The organism is Stenotrophomonas sp. YJH_SMC_58, from assembly GCF_059369635.1.
The window spans coordinates 345239-367081 of the sequence record NZ_JCAFSW010000003.1 but is presented as its reverse complement, the minus strand read 5'-3'; the positions used below and the strand labels follow the sequence as shown (position 1 = coordinate 367081).

The 21843-nt window shown below is 65.0% G+C and carries 20 protein-coding genes and 1 tRNA gene; 17 read left to right on the top strand and 4 right to left on the bottom strand.

What is annotated here, in order from left to right; all coding sequences use genetic code 11:
• Nucleotides 1-9 precede the first annotated feature (9 nt).
• The 4 genes from galE to AC5P68_RS06380 form a co-directional block, all read right to left on the bottom strand.
• Entirely contained in the window at nt 10-1050 is a 1041-nt protein-coding gene (galE, locus tag AC5P68_RS06395) for a UDP-glucose 4-epimerase GalE (protein WP_033834842.1), read from the bottom strand.
• A 68-nt stretch (nt 1051-1118) separates the two neighbouring features.
• Nucleotides 1119-1976, bottom strand: a complete 858-nt coding sequence (locus AC5P68_RS06390; RefSeq protein WP_005410470.1) for a polysaccharide deacetylase family protein — start codon at nt 1974-1976, stop codon at nt 1119-1121.
• Nucleotides 1969-3114, bottom strand: coding sequence for a glycosyltransferase family 4 protein (locus tag AC5P68_RS06385; protein WP_049403604.1), 1146 nt, complete (start codon nt 3112-3114; stop codon nt 1969-1971). Before AC5P68_RS06385 ends, AC5P68_RS06390 begins: the two co-directional genes overlap by 8 nt.
• A gap of 18 nt (nt 3115-3132) precedes the next feature.
• The gene (locus AC5P68_RS06380; protein ID WP_231522367.1) at nt 3133-5013 is read right to left on the bottom strand and encodes a DUF3413 domain-containing protein; all 1881 of its coding nucleotides are present in this window, start codon (nt 5011-5013) and stop codon (nt 3133-3135) included.
• 153 nt (nt 5014-5166) lie between these two features.
• Here AC5P68_RS06380 and AC5P68_RS06375 point away from each other — a divergent pair, with 153 nt between their 5' ends.
• The 17 genes from AC5P68_RS06375 (at nt 5167) to AC5P68_RS06295 (ending at nt 21830) form a co-directional block, all read left to right on the top strand.
• On the top strand, nt 5167-6144 hold the full coding sequence (locus AC5P68_RS06375) for an isopenicillin N synthase family dioxygenase (protein WP_005410467.1): 978 nt from the start codon (nt 5167-5169) through the stop codon (nt 6142-6144).
• A gap of 780 nt (nt 6145-6924) precedes the next feature.
• Complete coding sequence (gene tpiA, locus AC5P68_RS06370; RefSeq protein WP_033835605.1) at nt 6925-7680, top strand: triose-phosphate isomerase; 756 nt, start codon at nt 6925-6927, stop codon at nt 7678-7680.
• 31 nt (nt 7681-7711) lie between these two features.
• The gene (gene secG, locus AC5P68_RS06365) at nt 7712-8149 is read left to right on the top strand and encodes a preprotein translocase subunit SecG (RefSeq protein ID WP_005410465.1); all 438 of its coding nucleotides are present in this window, start codon (nt 7712-7714) and stop codon (nt 8147-8149) included.
• Nucleotides 8150-8200: 51 nt separating this feature from the next.
• A tRNA-Leu gene (locus AC5P68_RS06360) sits at nt 8201-8285 on the top strand.
• Between the two features lie 111 nt (nt 8286-8396).
• A complete protein-coding gene (locus AC5P68_RS06355; RefSeq protein WP_005414075.1) occupies nt 8397-8753 on the top strand; it encodes an NADH-quinone oxidoreductase subunit A in 357 nt (118 codons plus the stop codon).
• Nucleotides 8744-9298 carry a NuoB/complex I 20 kDa subunit family protein gene (locus AC5P68_RS06350; protein WP_005410463.1) on the top strand — a complete coding sequence of 185 codons (555 nt, stop codon included), beginning with the start codon at nt 8744-8746 and terminating at the stop codon, nt 9296-9298. Before AC5P68_RS06355 ends, AC5P68_RS06350 begins: the two co-directional genes overlap by 10 nt.
• A 33-nt stretch (nt 9299-9331) precedes the next feature.
• Nucleotides 9332-10081: an NADH-quinone oxidoreductase subunit C gene (locus tag AC5P68_RS06345; protein ID WP_005410462.1), complete on the top strand. Its 750-nt coding sequence runs from the start codon at nt 9332-9334 to the stop codon at nt 10079-10081.
• A complete protein-coding gene (locus AC5P68_RS06340) occupies nt 10078-11385 on the top strand; it encodes an NADH-quinone oxidoreductase subunit D (RefSeq protein WP_033835604.1) in 1308 nt (435 codons plus the stop codon). The genes AC5P68_RS06345 and AC5P68_RS06340 overlap by 4 nt, the downstream gene beginning before the upstream one ends.
• A 97-nt stretch (nt 11386-11482) precedes the next feature.
• Complete coding sequence (gene nuoE / locus AC5P68_RS06335; protein ID WP_005410460.1) at nt 11483-12010, top strand: NADH-quinone oxidoreductase subunit NuoE; 528 nt, start codon at nt 11483-11485, stop codon at nt 12008-12010.
• A gap of 4 nt (nt 12011-12014) precedes the next feature.
• Complete coding sequence (gene nuoF / locus AC5P68_RS06330; RefSeq protein ID WP_010486436.1) at nt 12015-13355, top strand: NADH-quinone oxidoreductase subunit NuoF; 1341 nt, start codon at nt 12015-12017, stop codon at nt 13353-13355.
• The gene (gene nuoG / locus AC5P68_RS06325) at nt 13352-15586 is read left to right on the top strand and encodes an NADH-quinone oxidoreductase subunit NuoG (RefSeq protein WP_184014147.1); all 2235 of its coding nucleotides are present in this window, start codon (nt 13352-13354) and stop codon (nt 15584-15586) included. Before nuoF ends, nuoG begins: the two co-directional genes overlap by 4 nt.
• Nucleotides 15583-16677: an NADH-quinone oxidoreductase subunit NuoH gene (nuoH, locus tag AC5P68_RS06320; RefSeq protein ID WP_021202065.1), complete on the top strand. Its 1095-nt coding sequence runs from the start codon at nt 15583-15585 to the stop codon at nt 16675-16677. The genes nuoG and nuoH overlap by 4 nt, the downstream gene beginning before the upstream one ends.
• 3 nt (nt 16678-16680) lie before the next feature.
• Entirely contained in the window at nt 16681-17169 is a 489-nt protein-coding gene (gene nuoI / locus AC5P68_RS06315; RefSeq protein ID WP_005417924.1) for an NADH-quinone oxidoreductase subunit NuoI, read from the top strand.
• A gap of 9 nt (nt 17170-17178) precedes the next feature.
• Entirely contained in the window at nt 17179-17835 is a 657-nt protein-coding gene (locus AC5P68_RS06310) for an NADH-quinone oxidoreductase subunit J (protein WP_231522364.1), read from the top strand.
• A complete protein-coding gene (nuoK, locus tag AC5P68_RS06305) occupies nt 17832-18137 on the top strand; it encodes an NADH-quinone oxidoreductase subunit NuoK (protein WP_005417921.1) in 306 nt (101 codons plus the stop codon). Before AC5P68_RS06310 ends, nuoK begins: the two co-directional genes overlap by 4 nt.
• A gap of 7 nt (nt 18138-18144) precedes the next feature.
• Nucleotides 18145-20298, top strand: a complete 2154-nt coding sequence (gene nuoL / locus AC5P68_RS06300; RefSeq protein ID WP_049403610.1) for an NADH-quinone oxidoreductase subunit L — start codon at nt 18145-18147, stop codon at nt 20296-20298.
• A 23-nt stretch (nt 20299-20321) separates the two neighbouring features.
• On the top strand, nt 20322-21830 hold the full coding sequence (locus tag AC5P68_RS06295; protein ID WP_033835600.1) for an NADH-quinone oxidoreductase subunit M: 1509 nt from the start codon (nt 20322-20324) through the stop codon (nt 21828-21830).
• Nucleotides 21831-21843: the final 13 nt, after the last annotated feature.

The following is a 21843-nucleotide window of genomic DNA, read 5'->3' as shown; positions in this document are numbered from 1 at the left end:
CTGCCCGCATCAGCGCGCGGGCAGGTGCTCTGGCATTGCACCTTGTGCGGCGCGTGACATCGCCCGCTGCCACTTCCAGGTGTCCCGGCACATGTCGGTGAGATCGTGACGCGCCTTCCAGCCCAGCTCGCGCAGCGCCAGCGAGGCATCGGCGAAGCTGACCGCGATGTCGCCATCGCGCCGCGGTACGATGCGGAACGGAACCCGCACGCCGGTGGTGAGTTCGAAGGCCTGGATCAGTTCCAGCACGCTGTGGCCCTGGCCGGTGCCAAGGTTGAGGGTGATGCTGCGCCGCTGGTCGCGAAGGAACTGCAGGGCCAGCACGTGGGCGCTGGCGACGTCCTGCACATGGATGTAGTCGCGCACGCCGGTACCATCATGGGTCGGATAGTCGTCCCCGAAGACCTGGACCTCCGGCAGCAGCCCGGCGGCGACCTGCGCGATGTAGGGCATCAGGTTGCTCGGCGTGCCATGCGGAAGCTCGCCGATCAGCGCGCTGGCGTGGGCGCCGACCGGGTTGAAGTAGCGCAGCGTCGCGATATGCAGGTCCTGGCCCGTTGCTGCCAGGTCGGCAAGCAGCTGCTCGACCACCAGCTTGGTGCGCCCATAGGGCGTCATCGCACAGGTTGAAGCGGTCTCGGCCACCGGGCAGTGGTCCTGGTTGCCGTACACCGTTGCCGAAGAGCTGAAGACCAGCAACTGCACGCCTGCATCCTGCATGGCACCGAGCAGGGCAATCGAACCGCTGATGTTGCTGTCGAAGTACTGCAGTGGAATCTTCTGGGACTCGCCCACGGACTTGAGCGCTGCGAAGTGCAATACGGCATCGATCGCGTGCTCCTGCATCAAGGCGGCCATGCGCGGCCGGTCCCGGATGTCAGCCTGCACGAACACCGGTGCCGTGCCGGTGATCCGTCCGATGCGCTCGACCACGCTGGCGTCGCTGTTGCACAGCGAGTCCACGATGACCACGCCGTGCCCCTGCTGCTGCAGCTCCACGCATGCATGCGAGCCGATGTAGCCAGCACCGCCGGTCACCAGTACGTTCATTGCCTTCACTGTTCCTTGGAGTCCATTCGAAAACCGGGTGTTGCCGCGATCAAGATGAACGTGGCCTCCTACGGGCCAGGCACCATCTTCTTCTGCCGCGCCTTGAAGCCGTTGAAGATCGGCGCGATCAACGGGTTGTAGCTCCATGCGATGCGCTTGCGCAGCCAGCTGGCCGGCCGGTTGCGGATCGCGAAGCGATAGATCCGCTCCGGATCGCCGCCAATCACGTTGCGGCCGAAGGGATGGGTGGTGTGCAGGTAGCGGAAGCCCTGTTCGCGTGCCACTTCGATGTAGTCATCGTCGAAGTCACCATAGGGCCAGCACAGCGTATCGGAGACTTCGCCGAGCTTCTCCAGCAGCGTCTGCTTCGCCATGGCCAGGTCGCCGCTGATGCCTTCGCGGCGCTGCGCACGGTCCAGGTCATCGCGCTTGAGCCAACGGGTGTGGCTGTGGGTATGGCAGTGGACCTCGAACGTGCCGGCTTCGATTGCCGCACGCGCTTCGCTCCAGCGCATCATCACTTCGTCGCTGCGGCCCTGCTTGTAGATCAGGTCCTCGCAGGCGCGATGTTCCGGCGTGGCCGGCAGCTCGGCGCCTTCGATGCCTGCATGCGGGCGGATCGGACCTTCGTGCATCCAGCCGGTGACCACGAACACCACCGCATGCATGCCGTATTTCTGCAGGATCGGATGGGCGTAGACCCAGTTGTCCAGGTAGCCGTCGTCGAACGTGATCACGATCGATTTGCGCGGCACCGGCTTCCCGGCGAGAAAGCCGGCGTACTGGTCCAGCGTCAGCGAGGTCCAGCCGGTCCGTGCGAGCCAGGCGATCTGGCTCTCGAAGTTCTCCGGGGATACGGTGATCATTCCCGGCGAGTTGCTGACATGGTGGTGCATCAGCACCGGTACGGTTCTGGCGTTAGCCATGACCCAGCTCCTTCAACCATTGGAGGTAGTAGTTTTCAGTGGCCTCTCCGTGGCCTGCCGCGCTGAACTGCTTGGCGCTGCGGATCCAGTCCCAACCGGCGCGGCCCATCTGCCGGCGACGTTCCTGATCATCCACCAGCAGCCGCAACGCACCAGTGAGGGCGGCGTCATCACCCAGCCGGGTGAGGATGGCATTGCTGCCTTCCACCAGCATTTCAGGCACGCCGCCAACGCGATGCGAGACGATCGGCAGTGCCGCCTGCGCCGCCTCGAGGAACACGGTCCCCGAGGCTTCCTTGTGGGTGGCCAGGGCGAAGATGTCGAAACCGGCCATCAGCCGGTGTGCGTCGCTGCGGAAGCCGAGCAGGTGCACCTGGCGCTCCAGCCCGAGTTCGCTGCGCAGGGCCTGCAGGCGGCCCATGACCGGCTCGCCGTCGCCGACCACGGCCAGGTGCAGGTCGGGATTGGTCTTGCATAGTGGCGCCATGGCGCGCAGCAGCTCGGCATGGCCCTTGGGCCCGCGCAGCACGGCCACGCAGCCGACCACGATGTCGCGCTCGGCGAAACCGAGTTCGGCGCGGACCTGTGCGCGGGTGGCCTGCAGGTTCTCCCAGGGATCGCCCTGCTCGGTCATGCCCCAGCGCGGTGGCGTCGCCATGGGGGGCACGATGCCGATGTGCTCGGCGGCAATGCCGCGGTCGACCAGCAGCCGCTTGACGAAATCGCTGACGGTGATGATCCGGTGCGGAAGACCGGTATAGGTCAGCAACGAATTGACCGGACTCATCAGGTGGCGCGAGCGCACCACCAGTGGCGTGCCGCCCAGGCGTGCGCCGGCCGCGGCGATCAGTGCGTCGCGGCGGCTGGTGGTGTTGACCACGTCGTAGCGTTCGCGGCGTACCAGGCGTGACACCGACCAGATGCCGCGCAGCAGCCGTGCCAGGCCGCCCATGCGCAGGGTATGCACGGTGAAGCCATCGTCGCGCGCGAGCTGGGCCAGGCGGGCATCGGGCTGGCACAGCAGCGACACCTGGTGCCCACGCGCACGCATCACCTGCATGTGGCGGAAGATGTAGATCTCCTGGCCGCCCATTCCCCGGGCAGCTTCGGTATGCAGGATCCGCAGCGAGCGTTTCATGGAATCCATCCTCTGTGGTCAGCGGTTGCGGAAGCGGGTCAGCGCTTCCCATGCGGTACGGACGGCGCCGGCATCCGGTGCCTGGCGCGGCAGCGGGCGGTAGTGCCGGTCGAGCGCGGTGGCGTTGCCGAACTTGTCGAACACGTAGATGGCATCGCCATGGCGGACGGCGCGTTGTGACCAGCTTTCCACCACCAGTGCGCGCTCGCCTGCGGGTTCGGCCAGCAGATCCTGGCCGGTGCTGAAGTCGCTCAGTGCGTTCTCGCAGCCCAGGGCGTGGCGCATCAACGTCGGCACCCAGTCCTCATGTGAACTGGTGCGTGTCTCATGGCCTCTGGGCTGGCCGGGCCAGTGCAGCACGAACGGTACCTGCAGCTGGTAGTCGGAGAAGTTGCCGTTGTGGCCCCAGTAGTTCAGCTTCAGGTCGTTGAACTCCTCGGCGTGGTCGCCGGTGACCAGGACGATGGTGTTCTGATCCAGGCCCTGCGCGCGCAGATCGTCCAGCAGGGTGCCGACGAGGCTGTCGGCGTAATGCACGGCGGTCCGGTAACGGTTCAGTTCCGGGGCCGGGTCGTGGTCCGGACCGAACCTGAGGAAGTCGATTTCCTGCGCCATCGGGGTCGCCAGCGGCGGGTAGCCTGCGGGCATGTGGTAGGGCGCATGGGTGGAATCGAGGAAGACGAAGCCGAACCACGGCGTGTGCGCTGCCTGGCTTGCACGGATGTCCTTCTGAAGCGAGGCCACGATGCTGCTGTCACGGCCTTCCGAACCCAGACCGGGCGGGCCCTGGTGCAGCTGGTCGCGGACGTCCGCAAATGCAGTGCGGTCGAATTCCGGGCTGTACATCGGCGCGCTGCCGTACAGATGCAGGTCGTACCCCTGCTGGCCCAGCACCTTGAACAGCTGTGAGCCGCGCTGTTCGTCAAGCATGCTTTGCCAGTAGCCGCCCGGCAGGCCGTAGAGCAGGCCGAACAGGCCATAGCGGGTGGCGTTGCCCGTGCTGAAATGGCGGTCGTAGACACGAGCGGAGGCCGCCAGTGCCGAGGTGTTCGGCATGATCTGCGGAGTAAGCGCATCGTGGCGCAGCGATTCCAGCACGACCATCAGTACATTGGGCCGCTGTGGGCTCTGGCAGCGCAGTGGCTGCAGCGGATACAGCAGCTGCGCATGGCGAGGATCGGGCAGGCCGACCTGCTGTTCACTGACCACGCCCAGCCTGCGCATGAAGCTCTTGGCGGTGATCGGCTGGGCCCAGGGCAGGTAGTTCCACTGGGCAATCACGTCACGGTCGCCGCGTGCGTCGTAGTAGGCGGTGGCCACCTGGCCGCTCGCCATCAGCAGGGCGACCACCGCCCAGGCCTGCAGCACCCTGCGCCGGCGGGGCGCGGCCGGCAGCAGCTTCCAGCACGCCCAGGCCAGGATGCCCTCGGCGGTGAAAATGGCCGCCACCAGCAGGCCGACCTGCACCCAGGTCTTCCACGACAACGCAACCTGGTCCTGCAGGGCGCCGCCGAACACCATGTTCAGGACCATGGCATTGAGGTGGAAGCGGTACAGAGTGAACACCTTGGCGTCGACCAGCAGCAGGCACAACCACAAGCCCTGCAGCAGTACCGCACTGATGCTCAGCGTGCGCGCGCTGCGCGGCCACAGGCCCAGCAGCAGTGGCAGCGCGCCGGCCAGCGCGCCGAAGGCGAGCAGGTGCCCGGGCAGGGCAATCGCGAGATAGGCCAGGCCCTGGTGGCCGCCCGGGTTGTCGTACAGCGGCACGTTGCCGAGGGTGATCATCGTCGCCAGCAGCGCATTGCCCAGGACGAACAGGGACCACCACGCAAGCCGGCGCCAGCGAAGGGCAGGGCCCGCAGAGGGAAGGGCGATGGCGGCTGGGGCGTCGGGCATGGTGCGTCGGGTCGGGGAGGCGCGGTCGGGGCTTGCGCTGCCAACGTGATGGATTCGTTAAATTATGCGCAGGTCGCGCATTGTATCGATTTGTTTCCGAGGATCGAGTAGCGTCCGCCGGGTGATCTGTCACAATGTTCAGGCGGGCCATGAATGCGCAGGCCCCCCAGACCCAATGACAAGCCAGGAATTGCTGTGAGCCAGATCCCCACCCTCGACATCACCCGTTTCGACAGCGACCGCGAGGCCTTCGTGGCCGAGCTGGGCGCGGCCTACCGCCAATGGGGATTCGCGGGCATCCGCAACCACGGCATTCCGCAGGCCGACATCGACGCGGCCTACGATGCCTTCAAGGCCTTCTTCGCCCTGCCGGAAGAGGTCAAGCGCAAGTACCACGTGGCCGGCAGCGGCGGCGCCCGCGGCTATACCCCGTTCGGCGTGGAAACCGCGAAGGGCTCCAAGCACTTCGACCTGAAGGAGTTCTGGCACATCGGTCGTGAAATCGCCGACGACTCCAAGTACCGCGACGTGATGGCACCGAACCTGTGGCCGACCGAGGTCGAGGGCTTCCGTGAGCGCGGCTACGGCCTGTACCAGGCGCTGGACAACCTGGGTTCGCGCGTGCTGTCCGCGCTGGCCCTGCACATCGGCCTGCCGGAAGACTTCTTCGCCGACAAGACCAACTTCGGCAACTCGATCCTGCGCCCGATCCACTACCCGCCGATCACCACCGACGACATCCCGAACGTGCGTGCCGGCGCGCATGGCGACATCAACTTCATCACCCTGCTGGTCGGCGCCAGCGCCGCGGGCCTGGAGGTGCAGTCGCATGAGGGCGAGTGGGTGCCGTTCACCTCGGACGCGGACACCATCGTGGTCAACATCGGCGACATGCTGCAGCGCCTGACCAACCATGTGTACCCGTCGACGATCCATCGCGTGGTCAACCCCCCGGGCGAGCTGGCCCGCCAGCCGCGTTACTCGGTGCCGTTCTTCCTGCACCCGAACCCGGATTTCCTGATCGACGTGCTGCCCTCGTGCATCACCCCGGAGAATCCGAGCCGGTACCCGGAGCCGATCACCGCCCACGGCTTCCTCGAGGAGCGCCTGCGCGAGATCAAGCTGAAGTAAAGAAAAGTGAGGCCGCCGAAAGGCGGCCTTTGTCTTTGCAGGGTTGCACCCTGCACCCGCGGTAGTGCCGGCCGCTGGCCGGCAAGTCCAAAGCCAAAGCGGCTCTGGGTTTCTGCGTGTTGGGCGGGGCGGTGTGGGTTGGCAGGACACGCCGTGAACCCCCAGACCGGCCCAGCCGCTGGCGGCTGTGCGTTCGGGCGCTTGCGAAGCAGTGCTTCGCAAGCAAAGCGCCCTCACCCCTGGGGGCTCGATGGCGCCATCCATGGCGCCAACGGTCCTGCCAACCCACACCTCCCCGCCTTCGACAGTTTCCCGGTGACGGTGGGTAAATCGCGATTCCCGGTGGGTGTCGACCTTGGTCGACGCGGTAGATCCACGCCATGCGTGGATGAGATATCTCTGTTCGAAGTGGGGTAGGGGTTGGTCCAGCCAGCAGCAACCCGGAATGCAGCTTTTGCCTTTGCTCTTGCTCTTCTTTTTTCTTTCCGTGGCGGGCGGAACCGCCGGACTGTGTCAGAGGCCGGGCGGGTGGGGATGGCGGGGGTGTCCGCGGCATGGATGCCGCGGCCAAGCCCTCAGGGACGGGTTTACGGCGACCCCCGGCATCCCCACCCGCCCGGCCAAGCTCACCAATCCAACCGGTGATACGCGACCGAACCCGCCCCCCGTCACGAGGGGCTGCGCCGTTGGCTGAAAATCCATGTAACCGCTTACAAGGAAACGGATTTTTGCCGCAGCAGGTATCATGACCGGCTGACTTCATACAGGAGCCACCCGCTCATGCGCCGCAAGATCGTCGCCGGAAACTGGAAGCTGCATGGCAGCCGTCAATTCGCCAATGAACTGCTGGGGCAGGTGGCTGCCGGGCTGCCGCTGGAGGGGGTGGACGTGGTGATCCTGCCGCCGCTGCCGTACCTGGGGGAGCTGGTCGAGGACTTCGGCGAGACCGGCCTGGCCTTTGGCGCGCAGGACGTGAGCAGCAACGAGAAGGGCGCCTACACCGGCGAGGTCTGCGCGGCCATGCTGGTCGAGGTCGGGGCCCGCTATGGCCTGGTCGGCCATTCCGAGCGCCGCCAGTACCACCACGAGAGCAGCGAGCTGGTCGCGCGCAAGTTCGCCGCCGCCCAGCACGCCGGCCTGGTGCCGGTGCTGTGCGTGGGCGAGACCCTGGAACAGCGCGAGGCCGGGCAGACCGAAGCGGTCATCGCCAGCCAGCTGGCACCGGTGCTGGAGCTGGTCGGCGCGGCCGGTTTCGCCCGGGCCGTGGTCGCCTATGAGCCGGTCTGGGCCATCGGTACCGGCCGTACCGCCACCAAGGAGCAGGCACAGCAGGTGCACGCGTTCATCCGTGGCCAAGTCGCGCGTATCGATGCTAGAATCGCTGATTCACTGCCCATTGTTTACGGCGGTAGCGTGAAGCCCGACAATGCCGGGGAACTGTTCGCGCAGCCGGATGTCGATGGTGGGCTGGTCGGCGGCGCCTCCCTGGTGGCCGCGGACTTCCTGGCCATCGCAAGGGCGGCGGCCGCGAACTAATCCTAGAAGTATTGTCCGAGGGCGGTTTCCAATGCTGATGTTGATCCTCAATGTCGTCTACGTGCTGGTCGCTGTGGCCATGATCGCGCTGATCCTGATGCAGCGTGGCTCGGGTGCGGCGGCGGGTTCGGGCTTTGGTGCCGGCGCCTCGGGTACGGTGTTCGGTGCGCGTGGCGCCTCGAACTTCCTGTCCAAGTCGACCAAGTGGCTGGCCGTCGTGTTCTTCGGCATCAGCCTCTTCATGGCCTGGTATGCCGGTCATGGCAGTCGTCCGGCGGCCGACCAGGATCTGGGCTTGATGTCCGCTCCGGCGGCGGTCGCTCCGGCGGCTCCGGCAGGCGAATTGCCGGCCGTTCCGAAGGCTGATGCGGTCCCGGCCGCCCCGGTTCCGGCCGCGAATGTGCCGGCTCAGGCGGAATCTTCGGTTTCTGGTGAAGAAAAGCCTTCGGAAGGCTCCCAGAAACACTGAAGCCGGTTACAATACGCGGCGCATCGGGAAGATAGTCTGATGTGATCGTTTGCCCAGGTGGCGGAATTGGTAGACGCACTACCTTGAGGTGGTAGCGACTTAGGTCGTAGGGGTTCGAGTCCCCTCTTGGGCACCATTTGTAAGTAAAGCGGGTTCACCTGGCGCGCAAGGCGCCAGGTAGATTCCCGTCCACTCCCCCATGCCAAAGCGCCTGCAGGCGCAGCGGCAGAGGCAAGAGAGAATCGCTGTGCTGGCCGAATATTTGCCGTCTCTGCTGTTTCTGATCGTTGCCACCGGTATCGGCATTACGCTGATGCTGGTTGGTCGATTCCTCGGTCCCCGCCGCCCCGATCTGGAAAAGCTGTCGCCGTACGAGTGCGGCTTCGAGGCCTTCGAAGACGCGCGCATGAAGTTCGACGTGCGCTACTACCTGATCGCGATCCAGTTCATCGTCTTCGACCTGGAAATCATCTTCATCGTGCCGTGGACCCAGGTCTTCATGGAGCTGGGCGCGCGTTCGCTCGTCACCATGGGTCTGTTCGTCGGCATGCTGTTCCTCGGTTTCATTTACGTCTGGAAGAAGGGAGCGCTGGAATGGGAGTGATTCAGACTCTCGATGGCCTCATGAACAACCCCACGCCGGAAGGCCGGGTTGATGACATCCTGCGGCCGGAAGGCGACAACCCGCTGCTGGAAAAGGGCTTCGTCACCACCAGCGTCGATGCACTGCTGAACTGGGCGCGCACCGGCTCGATGTGGCCGATGACCTTCGGTCTGGCCTGCTGCGCGGTCGAGATGATGCACGCCGGCGCCGCGCGCCTGGACCTTGACCGCTACGGCGTGGTGTTCCGCCCGTCGCCGCGCCAGTCCGACGTGATGATCGTGGCCGGTACCCTGGTCAACAAGATGGCCCCGGCGCTGCGCAAGGTCTACGACCAGATGCCGGACCCGAAGTGGGTCATCTCGATGGGTAGCTGCGCCAATGGTGGCGGCTATTACCACTACTCCTATTCTGTCGTGCGCGGCTGTGATCGCGTGGTGCCGGTGGACGTCTACGTCCCGGGTTGCCCGCCGACCGCCGAGGCGCTGGTGTACGGGATCCTGCAGCTGCAGAAGAAGATCTGGCGTACACAGACCATCGCCCGCTGACCCCTTCACCTGACAAGAGCGCGCCAAGCCCCCATGGCAGAGCAAGCATCCTTCATCGACCGACTCTCCGCACGTTTCGCTGGTGCGAAGGTCATCGTGGTCGAACCCCGCGGCGAAGTGACGCTGGAAGTGCCTGCCGCCGAGTGGCACGCCACCGCCCTGGCGCTGCGTGACGAGTTTGGTTTCGAGCAGGCCGTGGATCTCTGCGGCGTCGATTACCTGGGTTATGGCTCCGACGAATGGGACACCGCCGACGTGTCCTCGCAGGGCTTCAGCCGTGGCGTCGAAGGCAAGGCCCAGGGCCGTTTCGCGTGGGGTGAGTTCCCCACCGAGGAGAACGGTGCCGACGGTGCCCGCCCGCAGCACATGCCGACCCAGCGTTTCGCCGTGGTCGCCCAGCTGCGCTCATACCAGCACAACCTGATGATGCACCTGCGCTGCTTCGCCCCTGACGAAGCACTGCCGGTGGTGTCCTCGCTGACCGGCATCTGGCCGGGCCTGAACTGGTTCGAGCGCGAAGCGTTCGACCTGTACGGCGTGATCTTCGAAGGCCACCCGGACCTGCGCCGGATCCTGACCGACTACGGTTTCGTCGGCCATCCGTTCCGCAAGGACTTCCCGCTGATCGGCAATGTCGAAGTCCGCTACGACGAAGAAAAGAAGCGCGTGATCTACGAACCGGTCACCTCGGTGGAGCCGCGTGTCGGCGTGCCGCGCGTGATCCGCGACGACGCCCGTCTGCAGACCGCAGAAGGTGAGCGCGCGCAGGAGGCAGTGAAGTGAGCCACGTACACCAGGCCGGCGAAGCATTCGCCAGCAACGCCGCTGAAAGCCGGCAGGAAATCCGCAACTACACCATGAACTTCGGCCCGCAGCATCCGGCCGCTCACGGTGTGTTGCGCCTGATCCTGGAAATGGACGGCGAAACCATCATGCGCGCCGACCCGCACGTGGGTCTGCTGCACCGTGGTACCGAAAAGCTGGCCGAGTCCAAGCCGTTCAACCAGTCGATCGGTTACATGGATCGCCTGGATTACGTGTCGATGATGTGCAACGAGCACGCCTACGTGCGCGCGATCGAGACCCTGATGGGCATCGAGGCGCCGGAGCGTGCGCAGTACATCCGCACCATGTACGACGAGATCACCCGCATCCTCAACCACCTGATGTGGCTGGGCTCCAACGCGCTCGACCTGGGTGCGATGGCGGTGATGCTGTACGCCTTCCGCGAGCGCGAAGAGCTGATGGACTGCTATGAAGCAGTCTCCGGCGCACGCATGCACGCGGCGTACTACCGTCCGGGCGGTGTCTACCGCGACCTGCCGGACCACATGCCAAAGTACAAGGAGTCGCGCTGGCACAAGGGCAAGGCGCTGAAGCAGCTCAATGCTTCGCGCGAGGGCTCGCTGCTGGACTTCCTGGAGAACTTCACCGTCGAGTTCCCCAAGCGCATCGACGAATACGAAACCCTGCTGACCGACAACCGTATCTGGAAGCAGCGTACCGTCGGCATCGGCGTGGTGACGCCGGAACTGGCGCACCAGTGGGGCATGACCGGCGTGATGCTGCGTGGCTCGGGCGTCGCCTGGGACCTGCGCAAGAAGCGCCCGTACGCCAAGTACGATGCCGTCGATTTCGACATCCCGCTGGGCAAGGAAGGCGACTGCTACGACCGCTACCTGGTCCGCGTTGCCGAAATGCGCGAGTCCAACCGCATCATCAAGCAATGCGTGGCATGGCTGAAGGCCAATCCCGGCCCGGTCATGGTCAAGAACTTCAAGGTCGCTCCGCCCAGGCGCGAGGACATGAAGGACGACATGGAAGCGCTGATCCACCACTTCAAGCTGTTCAGCGAAGGCTACTGCGTGCCGGCCGGCGAGACCTACTCGGCGGTGGAAGCCCCGAAGGGCGAGTTCGGCTGCTACCTGGTCTCCGATGGCGCCAACAAGCCGTTCCGCGTGCACCTGCGTGCGCCGGGCTTCGCCCACCTGTCCTCGATCGATTCGGTCGTGCGCGGCCACATGCTGGCCGACGTGGTGGCGATGATCGGTACCTACGACCTGGTGTTCGGCGAGGTTGACCGGTAATGCCGTCCGCCACGCCAACGCCCGCTGCAGGCAGCCGGCGCAAGCCGGCGCCGCAGTTTCTGGAATTTCACGTTATGCATTTCGCTGAGGTCGGCCGATGAAGGCGACAGGTAATTTCGAGGCGGCGCGCGACGTCGACCCGATGGTGGTGCTGAGCGACAAGACCCGCGCTCACATCGATCACTGGCTGTCCAAGTTCCCGCCGGACCGCAAGCGCTCTGCCGTGCTGCAGGGCCTGCATGCGGCCCAGGAGCAGAACCAGGGCTGGCTGACCGACGAGCTGATCGCCGGCGTGGCCAAGTACCTCGACCTGCCGCCGGTGTGGGCCTACGAGGTCGCCAGCTTCTACTCGATGTTCGAGACCGAGAAGGTGGGCCGCAACAACGTGGCCATCTGCACCAACATCAGCTGCTGGCTCAATGGCGCCGAGGACATCGTCCGCCATTGCGAGAAGAAGCTGGGCATCAAGCACGGTGAATCGACCCCGGACGGCCGCGTCTACCTCAAGCGCGAGGAAGAGTGCCTGGCCGGCTGCGGTGGCGCGCCGATGATGGTCATCAACGGTCACTACCATGAGCGTCTGACCCTGGAAAAGGTCGACGAGCTGCTGGACGGGCTGGAGTAAGGGCATGGCACATCACCACGAATCCAAGGGTCCGGTCGGTCCCGCGCCGCTGCCGCACCAGGTGGTCTACACCACCCTGCATTACGACACCCCGTGGTCCTACGAAAGCTACCTGAAGACCGGTGGCTACGCCGCCCTGCGCAAGATCCTCGAAGAGAAGATCCCGCCGGAGCAGGTCATCGAGATGGTCAAGGCCTCGGGCCTGCGCGGCCGCGGTGGCGCAGGCTTCCCGACCGGCCTGAAGTGGTCCTTCATGCCCAAGGGCAACATGCAGAAGTACATCCTCTGCAACTCGGACGAATCCGAGCCGGGCACCTGCAAGGACCGCGACATCCTGCGCTACAACCCGCATTCGGTGGTGGAAGGCATGGCGATCGCCTGCTACGCCACCGGTTCGACCGTGGGTTACAACTACCTGCGCGGTGAGTTCCACCACGAGCCGTTCGAGCACTTCGAGCAGGCCCTGGCCGACGCCTATGCGAACGGCTGGCTGGGCAAGAACATCCTCGGCAGTGGCGTGGACATCGACATCTACGGCGCGCTGGGCGCCGGCGCGTACATCTGCGGCGAAGAAACCGCGCTGATGGAATCGCTGGAGGGCAAGAAGGGCCAGCCGCGCTACAAGCCGCCGTTCCCGGCCAATTTCGGCCTGTATGGCAAGCCGTCGACGATCAACAACACCGAAACCTATGGTTCGGTGCCGGCGATCATCCGCAACGGTCCGGAGTGGTTCAAGGGCCTGAGCCTGACCGCCAACGGCGGTCCTAAGTGCTTCTCGGTGTCCGGCTGCGTGCAGAATGGCGGCAACTTCGAAGTGCCGCTCGGCACCAAATTCCACGACCTGCTGGAAATGGCCGGTGGCCTGCGTCCGGGCCGCACGCTGAAGGGCGCGATCCCGGGCGGCGTGTCGATGCCGGTGCTGACCGCGGCCGAGCTGAAGGACCTGCCGATGGACTACGACACCATCCGCGCGCTGGGCTCCGGCCTGGGTTCGGGTGCGATCGTGGTGCTGGACGACAGCGTCTGCTGCGTCAAGTTCGCCTGCCGTATCAGCCAGTTCTTCCACAAGGAATCCTGTGGCCAGTGCACCCCGTGCCGCGAGGGCACCGGCTGGATGCACCGCGTGCTGGAGCGCATCGTCGCCGGCAAGGCCACGATGGAAGACCTGCACCAGCTGAAGGCGGTGGCCGGCCAGATCGAAGGCCACACCATCTGTGCGTTCGGTGAAGCGGCTGCATGGCCCATCCAGGGCTTCCTGCGCCAGTTCTGGGACGAATTCGAGTACTACATCGTCAACGGTCATTCGATGGTTGACGGCAAGAAGGTGGAGGCAGCCGCCGCATGAGCGCGCAACCCGTAAACCCGAACGTGCCACCGGATCACGTGACCATCGAAATCGATGGCAAGTCCCTGGTCGTGCCCAAGGGTTCGATGATCATCCAGGCGGCCGACAAGGCCGGCATTTCGATTCCGCGCTTCTGCTACCACGAGAAGCTGCCGATCGCCGCCAACTGCCGCATGTGCCTGGTGGACGTGGAAAAGTCGCCGAAGCCGGCGCCGGCCTGCGCCACTCCGGTGATGGATGGCATGAAGGTCGCCACCCGCAGCGAGAAGGCACTGAAGTTCCAGCGCTCGGTGATGGAGTTCCTGCTCATCAACCACCCGCTGGACTGCCCGATCTGCGACCAAGGCGGCGAGTGCGAACTGCAGGACGTCTCGCTGGGCTATGGCCGTTCGGTCAGCCGCTTCAACGAGCGCAAGCGCGTGGTCCCGGACGAGGACATGGGCCCGCTGGTCGCCACCGAGATGACCCGCTGCATCCAGTGCACCCGCTGCGTCCGCTTCACCGCCGACGTCGCCGGTACCTACGAACTGGGTGGCATGTACCGCGGTGAGAACCTGCAGATCGGTACCTTCGACGGCAAGCCGCTGACCACCGAACTGTCCGGCAATGTCGTCGACGTCTGCCCGGTCGGCGCACTGACCAACAAGGTGTTCCAGTTCCGCGCCCGCCCGTGGGAACTGACCGCGCGCGAATCGCTGGGCTACCACGACGCGATGGGTTCGAACCTGTTCCTGCACGTGCGTCGCGGCGAAGTGCTGCGCACCGTGCCGCGCGACAACGAAGCGGTGAACGAGTGCTGGCTGTCCGACCGTGACCGCTACTCGCACCAGGGCCTGTACAGCGAAGACCGTGCGGTCAAGCCGCTGCGCAAGGTCAATGGCGAGTGGAAGGAAGTGAGCTGGGCCGAAGGCCTGGCCGCGGCCGCCGAGATCCTCAAGGCCAACCAGGGCGACAACCTGGGCGTGCTGGTGCATCCGTCCACCTCGAACGAGGAAGGCGCGCTGCTGGCCCGCCTGGCCAAGGGCCTGGGCTCGAGCAATATCGACCACCGCATCAACAACCGTGATTTCTCCGACGCTGCAACCGCCGAAGTGTTCGGCCTGCCGCTGGCCGAAATCGAAGGTGCCGATCGCATCGTCGTTCTGGGCAGCAACATCCGCCACGAACTGCCGCTGCTGCACGCCCGCCTGCGCAAGGCGCAGACCACCAAGGGCGCGAAGATCCACGTCGTCAATCCGGTCGACTTCGACTTCGCCTTCAGTATTGCCGGCAAGCAGATCGTTGCACCGTCGAAGTTCGTCGACGCGCTGGCCAACGCCGAGCTGCGTTCGGCGGTGCAGGGCGGCAACAACACCGTGCTGATCGTCGGTGGCATCGCCGAGAACCACCCGCAGGCTGCCGCGATCCGCGCTGCCGCGCGTGACTTCGCCGCCGCCACCGGTGCCAAGCTGTGCCGCATCCCGCAGGGCGCCAACGCCGTTGGCCTGACCCGCGCCGGGGTGCTGCCGGCCGGCAAGGACGTCGCCGCGATGCTGGCGCAGCCGCGCCAGGCCTACGTGGTGTACGGCCTTGAGCCGGGCCTGGACTTCGCCGACGCCCCGGCAGCCCGCAAGGCGCTGGCGGGTGCGCAGGTGGTGGCCTTCAGCCAGTTCGCCTGCGCCTCGACCCGCGACGTTGCCGACGTGATCCTGCCGATCGGTGCGCTGCCGGAAATCGACGCCACCCTGACCAACCTCGATGGTCGCGAGCAGTCGGCCCGTGCCGGCGGCAAGCTGCCGGGCGAGGCCCGCGAAGGCTGGCGCGTGCTGCGCGCACTGGGCGGCGACATGGCGCTGGCCGGTTTCGACTTCACCGACCTGGCCGGTCTGCGTGCCAGCCTGGCCCCCGTGTCGGTCACCGTCGCTGCTTCGGCGCAGCCGGCAGTTGCCGGTGAAGGCCTGGAAGTGGCTTCCACTGCCGCGATCTACCGCACCGATGCGGTGGTCCGTCGCGCGCCGGCACTGCAGTCGCATCCGCTCAACAACGCCCCGCGCATCGTGCTGAACGCAGAAGATGCCGCTCGCCTGCAGCTGCAGGAAGGGCAGATGGCCAAGGTCGGCACCGACGCCGGCAAGGCTACCCTGCCGGTGGTGGTCGACGCCCGCGTCGCTGCGGGTTCGGTCTGGATTGAATCGGGCCACGGCGCGACCGCGCCGCTGGGTGCCGCTCGCGTATCGGTGGTGGCTGCATGAACGAATTGCTGTTGAACGCGGTCGACCCGCTGCACCAGTGGCTGCTTGGCCTCGGTGACATCGGCGCGCTGATCTGGATCATCCTGAAGATCCTGGTGATCGCCGTTCCGGTGATCATCTCGGTGGCCTTCTACGTGGTCTGGGAACGCAAGCTGATCGGCTGGATGCACGTCCGCCACGGCCCGATGTATGTGGGCATGGGCATCTTCCAGGCCTTCGCCGACGTCTTCAAGCTGCTGTTCAAGGAAGTGGTCCAGCCGAGCAGCGCCAACAAGGCGATCTACCTGCTGGCCCCGCTGATCACCCTGGCCCCCGCCTTCGCGGCCTGGTCGGTGGTCCCCTTCGATTCGCAGATCGTGCTGTCCAACGCGAACGCCGGCCTGCTGTACCTGCTGGCGATGACCTCGCTGGGCATCTACGGCATCATCCTGGCCGGCTGGGCGTCCAACTCGAAGTACGCGTTCCTGGGTGCGATGCGCGCCTCGGCACAGATGATCAGCTACGAAATCGCCATGGGCTTTGCCCTGGTTGGCGTGATGATCGCCTCGGGCAGCCTGAACCTGAGCAACATCGTGATGGCGCAGGCCGGCAGTTCCGGCTTCTTCGACTGGTTCCTGCTGCCTTTGTTCCCGCTGTTCGTCATCTACTGGGTGTCGGGCGTGGCTGAAACCAACCGCGCGCCGTTCGACGTGGTGGAAGGCGAATCGGAAATCGTCGCCGGCCACATGGTCGAGTACTCCGGCGGCGCGTTCGCCCTGTTCTTCCTGGCCGAATACGCGAACATGATCCTGATCAGCTTCCTGATCTCGATCTTCTTCCTCGGCGGCTGGCTGAGCCCGGTCCAGGGCTGGGTCGATTTCGGCAATGTCTCGCCGCTGGTCGACTGGATCTGGAAGGGCGGTGCACCGTGGCTGTTCGTCAAGGTGTTCTTCTTCGCCAGTGCCTACATCTGGTTCCGTGCCAGCTTCCCGCGCTTCCGCTATGACCAGATCATGCGCCTGGGCTGGAAGGTCTTCATCCCGCTGGCCATTCTGTGGATCGCGGTTACCGCCGTCATGGTGTTCTTCGGCGTGATTCAAAAGGGCGTCTAAGTGATGAACAGGATTACCCATTACTTCAAGAGCCTGCTGCTGCTCGAACTGCTGGCCGGCCTCTGGCTGACGCTGAAGTACAGCTTCAAGCCGAAGTACACGATGATGTACCCGATGGAGAAGTTCCCGCAGTCGCCGCGCTTCCGTGGCCTGCACGCCCTGCGCCGTTATCCCAACGGCGAAGAGCGCTGCATTGCCTGCAAGCTGTGTGAAGCGGTGTGCCCGGCCCTGGCCATCACCATCGACTCGGCCAAGCGCGAGGACGGCACCCGCCGCACCACCCGCTACGACATCGACCTGTTCAAGTGCATCTTCTGCGGCTTCTGCGAAGAAAGCTGCCCGGTGGACTCGATCGTCGAAACCCACATCCTCGAGTACCACTTCGAGAACCGTGGCGAAAACATCGTTACCAAGCCGCAGCTGCTGGCCCTTGGCGACCGTCTCGAGTCCGAGATCGCCGAGCGTCGTGCCGCCGATGCCGCTTACCGCTGAGGTCGAGAGATGGATTGGGTAAATATCGCTTTCTGGGTGTTCGCCATCGCGGCAACGGTTTCGGCCGGTGCGGTGATCAGCGTGCGCAACCCGGTTCACGCCGTGCTCTGCCTGGTGCTGACCTTCTTCTCCATTGCCTGCGTGTGGCTGCTGGTGGGGGCCGAGTTCCTCGGCGTGGCCCTGGTGCTGGTCTACGTCGGCGCGGTGATGGTGCTGTTCCTGTTCGTGGTGATGATGCTGGACATCGACCCCAGCAAGCTGCGTGAGGGCTGGGTGCGCTACCTGCCGGTCGGCCTCATCGTCGCGGTGGCGATGCTGGCGCAGATGCTGATCCTGATCGGCGTCAAGGCACGCTCGGTTACGCCGTTCCCGGCCGACAACGCCGCTGCGGTCGCCGCCGACAGTTCCAACATCACCTGGCTGGCACGCACGCTGTTCACCGAGTACCTGCTGCCGTTCGAGTTCGCCGCCGTCATCCTGACCGTGGCCGTGGTTGCCGCCGTCATGCTGACCCTGCGCCGTCGTACCGGCGTCAAGAGCCAGAACCCGGGCGAGCAGACCATGGTCAAGGCCGGCCAGCGCCTGCGCATGGTCAAGATGGGTGCCGAAGCACCGGTCGTGCACAGCAACAGCAAGCCGGCCACCGGCGAGGAGACCCTGCCGTGATTACCCTTGGCCACATCCTTGCGCTTGGCGCGGTGCTGTTCGCCATCAGCCTGGCCGGCATCTTCCTCAACCGGAAGAACGTCATCGTCCTGCTGATGTCGATCGAACTGATGCTGCTGTCGGTGAACATCAACTTCGTCGGCTTCTCGCGCCAGCTGGGCGACCCGTCCGGCCAGCTGTTCGTGTTCTTCATCCTGACCGTCGCCGCCGCGGAAGCCGCCATCGGCCTGGCGATCCTGGTGACCCTGTTCCGTACCCGCCGCACGATCAATGTCGGCGAAGTCGATTCGTTGAAGGGCTGATCCACAGATGGAAATCACTCTCTCCAAGAGTCTGTTGATCGCAGTGGTGCTTGCGCCGCTGTTCGGCAGCATCATCGCCGGCCTGTTCGGTCGCCAGGTCAAGCGCTTCGGCGCGCAGGCCATCACCATCCTCGGCGTCGCGGTGGCCTGCGGCCTGTCGATGTACACGCTCTACCAGCTGCTGTGGGGTGGCGCACAGCCGTTCAACCAGAACATCTACACGTTCTTCGAAGTCGGCCAGTACTCGGCCCACGTCGGCTTCATGGTCGACAAGCTGACCGCGATGATGATGGTGGTGGTGACCTTCGTGTCGCTGCTGGTCCACATCTACACGATCGGCTACATGCAGGACGATCCGGGCTACCAGCGGTTCTTCAGCTACATCTCGCTGTTCACCTTCTCGATGCTCACCCTGGTGATGAGCAACAACTTCCTGCAGCTGTTCTTCGGCTGGGAAGCGGTGGGCCTGGTGTCGTACCTGCTGATCGGCTTCTGGTTCAAGCGCCCGACCGCGATCTTCGCCAACATGAAGGCGTTCCTGGTCAACCGCGTCGGTGACTTCGGCTTCCTGCTGGGCATCGCTGGCGTGCTGTGGGTGTTCGGCACCCTGGACTACTCGCAGGTGTTCTCGCAGGCCGGCATGCTGGCTGACCCGCGCGCCCAGCTGCAGATCTGGGACGGCACGATCCTGGGCATGCAGCTGCTGAACGAGCCGGTGATCTGGTCGATCGCCACCGTCATCTGCATCTGCCTGTTCATCGGCGCCATGGGCAAGTCGGCCCAGGTCCCGCTGCACGTGTGGCTGCCGGACTCGATGGAAGGCCCGACCCCGATCTCGGCACTGATCCACGCCGCGACGATGGTGACCGCCGGTATCTTCATGGTCACCCGCATGTCGCCGCTGTTCGAGCTGTCGCAGACGGCGCTGAACTTCGTGCTGTTCATCGGTGCCACCACCGCGTTCTTCACCGGCCTGATCGGCATCGTGCAGAACGACATCAAGCGCGTCGTCGCGTACTCCACGCTGTCGCAGCTGGGCTACATGACCGTCGCCCTGGGCGTGTCGGCCTACTCGGCCGCCGTGTTCCACCTGATGACCCACGCCTTCTTCAAGGCCCTGCTGTTCCTGGGCGCCGGCTCGGTCATCATCGCGATGCACCACGAGCAGGACATGCGCAAGATGGGCGGCCTGCGCAAGTACATGCCGATCACCTTCATCACCATGTGGATCGGTACGCTGGCCCTGGTTGGTACGCCGTTCTTCTCCGGCTTCTACTCGAAGGACACCATCATCGAGGCGGCCGAGATCCACGCCCACATGCAGAACAGCTGGGTGGCCACCTATGGCTACTGGGCCGTGCTGGGTGGCGTGCTGGTGACCAGCTTCTACAGCTTCCGTCTGCTGTTCATGACCTTCCACGGCAAGGAGCGTTTCCGCGACGCGCACGACGATCATGGCCACGGCCATGACGATCACCACGCCGCCGATGCCCACCATGGCGATGCCCATGACGACCACGGCCACGGTCCGCATGAACCGCATGAAACCCCGTGGGTGGTGACCCTGCCGCTGATCCTGCTGGCCATCCCGTCGATCGCCATTGGTTTCTTCAGCATCGGTCCGATGCTGCACGGCACCGACTGGGCCGGCCACCATGCGCACGAGGCGATCAAGGGCCAGGCACAGACGTTCTTCACCGGCATCGTCGACTTCTACGATCCGGCCAAGAACACCGTCGCGTTCCTGGGTGAAGAGTTCCATGGCCCGGTGGCGTTCGCGCTGCACGGCATGATGCTGCCGCCGTTCTGGCTGACCCTGGCGGGCTTCCTGCTGGCTGCGCTGTTCTACCTGTGGAAGCCGGACCTCTCGGGCAAGGCGCGCAAGACCTTCGCCCCGATCGTCTCGGTGCTGGAAAACAAGTACGGCTTCGACAAGCTGTGGATCGATGGCTTTGCCGGTGGCAGCGTCAAGCTGGGCAAGGTCTCGCGCTGGATCGACAGCAACATCGTCGACGGCGTGGTCAATCTTTCGGCACGTGTTGTGGACGTTGCAGCCGGCGTGCTGCGTCGTACCCAATCCGGTTTCCTCTATCACTACGCCTTCGCGATGATCATCGGCCTGATTGCCCTGCTGGGCGTGCTGATGCATTACCTGCGTTGATGACCTGTACGGAATAAGAAGACGTGTCGAACTGGCCTCTACTCAGTGTCCTCATCTGGCTGCCGATCATCGGTGGCGCCCTGATCCTTGCGATCCGTGATGCACAGACTGCCCGCTGGGCGTCGCTGGGCGTCGCGGTGCTCACCTTCGTTGCAAGCCTCTCGCTGCTGGGCGGCTACAACGCGGGCATCGACGGCCTGCAGTTCGTCGAGACCCATGCCTGGATCCCGGCGTACAAGATCGGCTACAACCTGGGCGTGGACGGCATTGCCGTGGCGCTGATCCTGCTGACCACCCTGGTCAGCGTGCTTGCCCTGATCGGCGCCTGGAGCGCCATCGACAAGCGCGTCAACCAGTACGTGGCGGCCTTCCTGATCCTGGAAGGCGTCACCGTCGGCATCTTCGCCGCGACGGACGCGATGCTGTTCTACGTGTTCTTCGAAGCCATGCTGATCCCGATGTTCCTGATCATCGGTGTCTGGGGTGGCCCGCGCCGCATCTACGCAGCACTGAAGTTCTTCCTGTACACCTTCCTCGGCTCGGTGCTGATGCTGGTGGCGCTGATCTACCTGTACATGAAGGGCGGCAGCTTCCAGCTGGCCGACCTGTACGCGCTGCCGCTGTCGGCCAAGGAACAGACCTGGATCTTCTTTGCCTTCCTGATCGCCTTCGCGGTCAAGGTGCCGATGTTCCCGGTCCACACCTGGCTGCCGGACGCCCACGTGGAAGCGCCGACCGCCGGTTCGGTGATCCTGGCCGCCATCGCCCTGAAGATCGGTGGCTACGGCTTCCTGCGCTTCAACCTGCCGATCGTCCCGGACGCGTCGCAGGAATGGGCCTGGCTGGTGATCGCGCTGTCGCTGATCGCGGTGATCTACGTCGGCCTGGTCGCCCTGGTGCAGGACGACATGAAGAAGCTGATCGCCTATTCGTCGATCGCGCACATGGGCTTCGTCACCCTGGGCACCTTCATCGCCCTGTGGCTGGTGCGTGAAGCCGGCAACGCCGATGCTGCCCGCCTGGGCCTGCAGGGCGCCATGGTGCAGATGATCTCGCACGGCTTCGTGTCCGGTGCGATGTTCTCCTGTGTCGGCGTGCTGTACGACCGCATGCACAGCCGCCGCATCGCCGATTACGGCGGCGTGGTCAACGTGATGCCGTGGTTCGCCACCTTCGCCATGCTGTTCTTCATGGCCAATGCGGGCCTGCCGGGCACCAGCGGTTTCGTCGGCGAGTTCATGGTCATCCTGTCGGCCTTCCAGCGTAATCCGTGGATCGCACTGGGCGCGGCCACCACCCTGATCATCGGCGCCGCCTACACCCTGTGGCTGTACAAGCGCATCTTCTTCGGCGAAGTGGCCAACAGCCACGTGGCCGAACTGAAGGACATCAACGGCCGCGAATGGCTGGTGCTGGGCGTGTTCGCCATCGGCGTGCTGGCCCTGGGCATCTACCCCAAGCCGCTGACCGACCTGATGGAGCCCTCGATCGCGAAGCTGGCGATGCAGATCGCATCCAGCAAGCTGCTGTAATTCCAGGATTTGA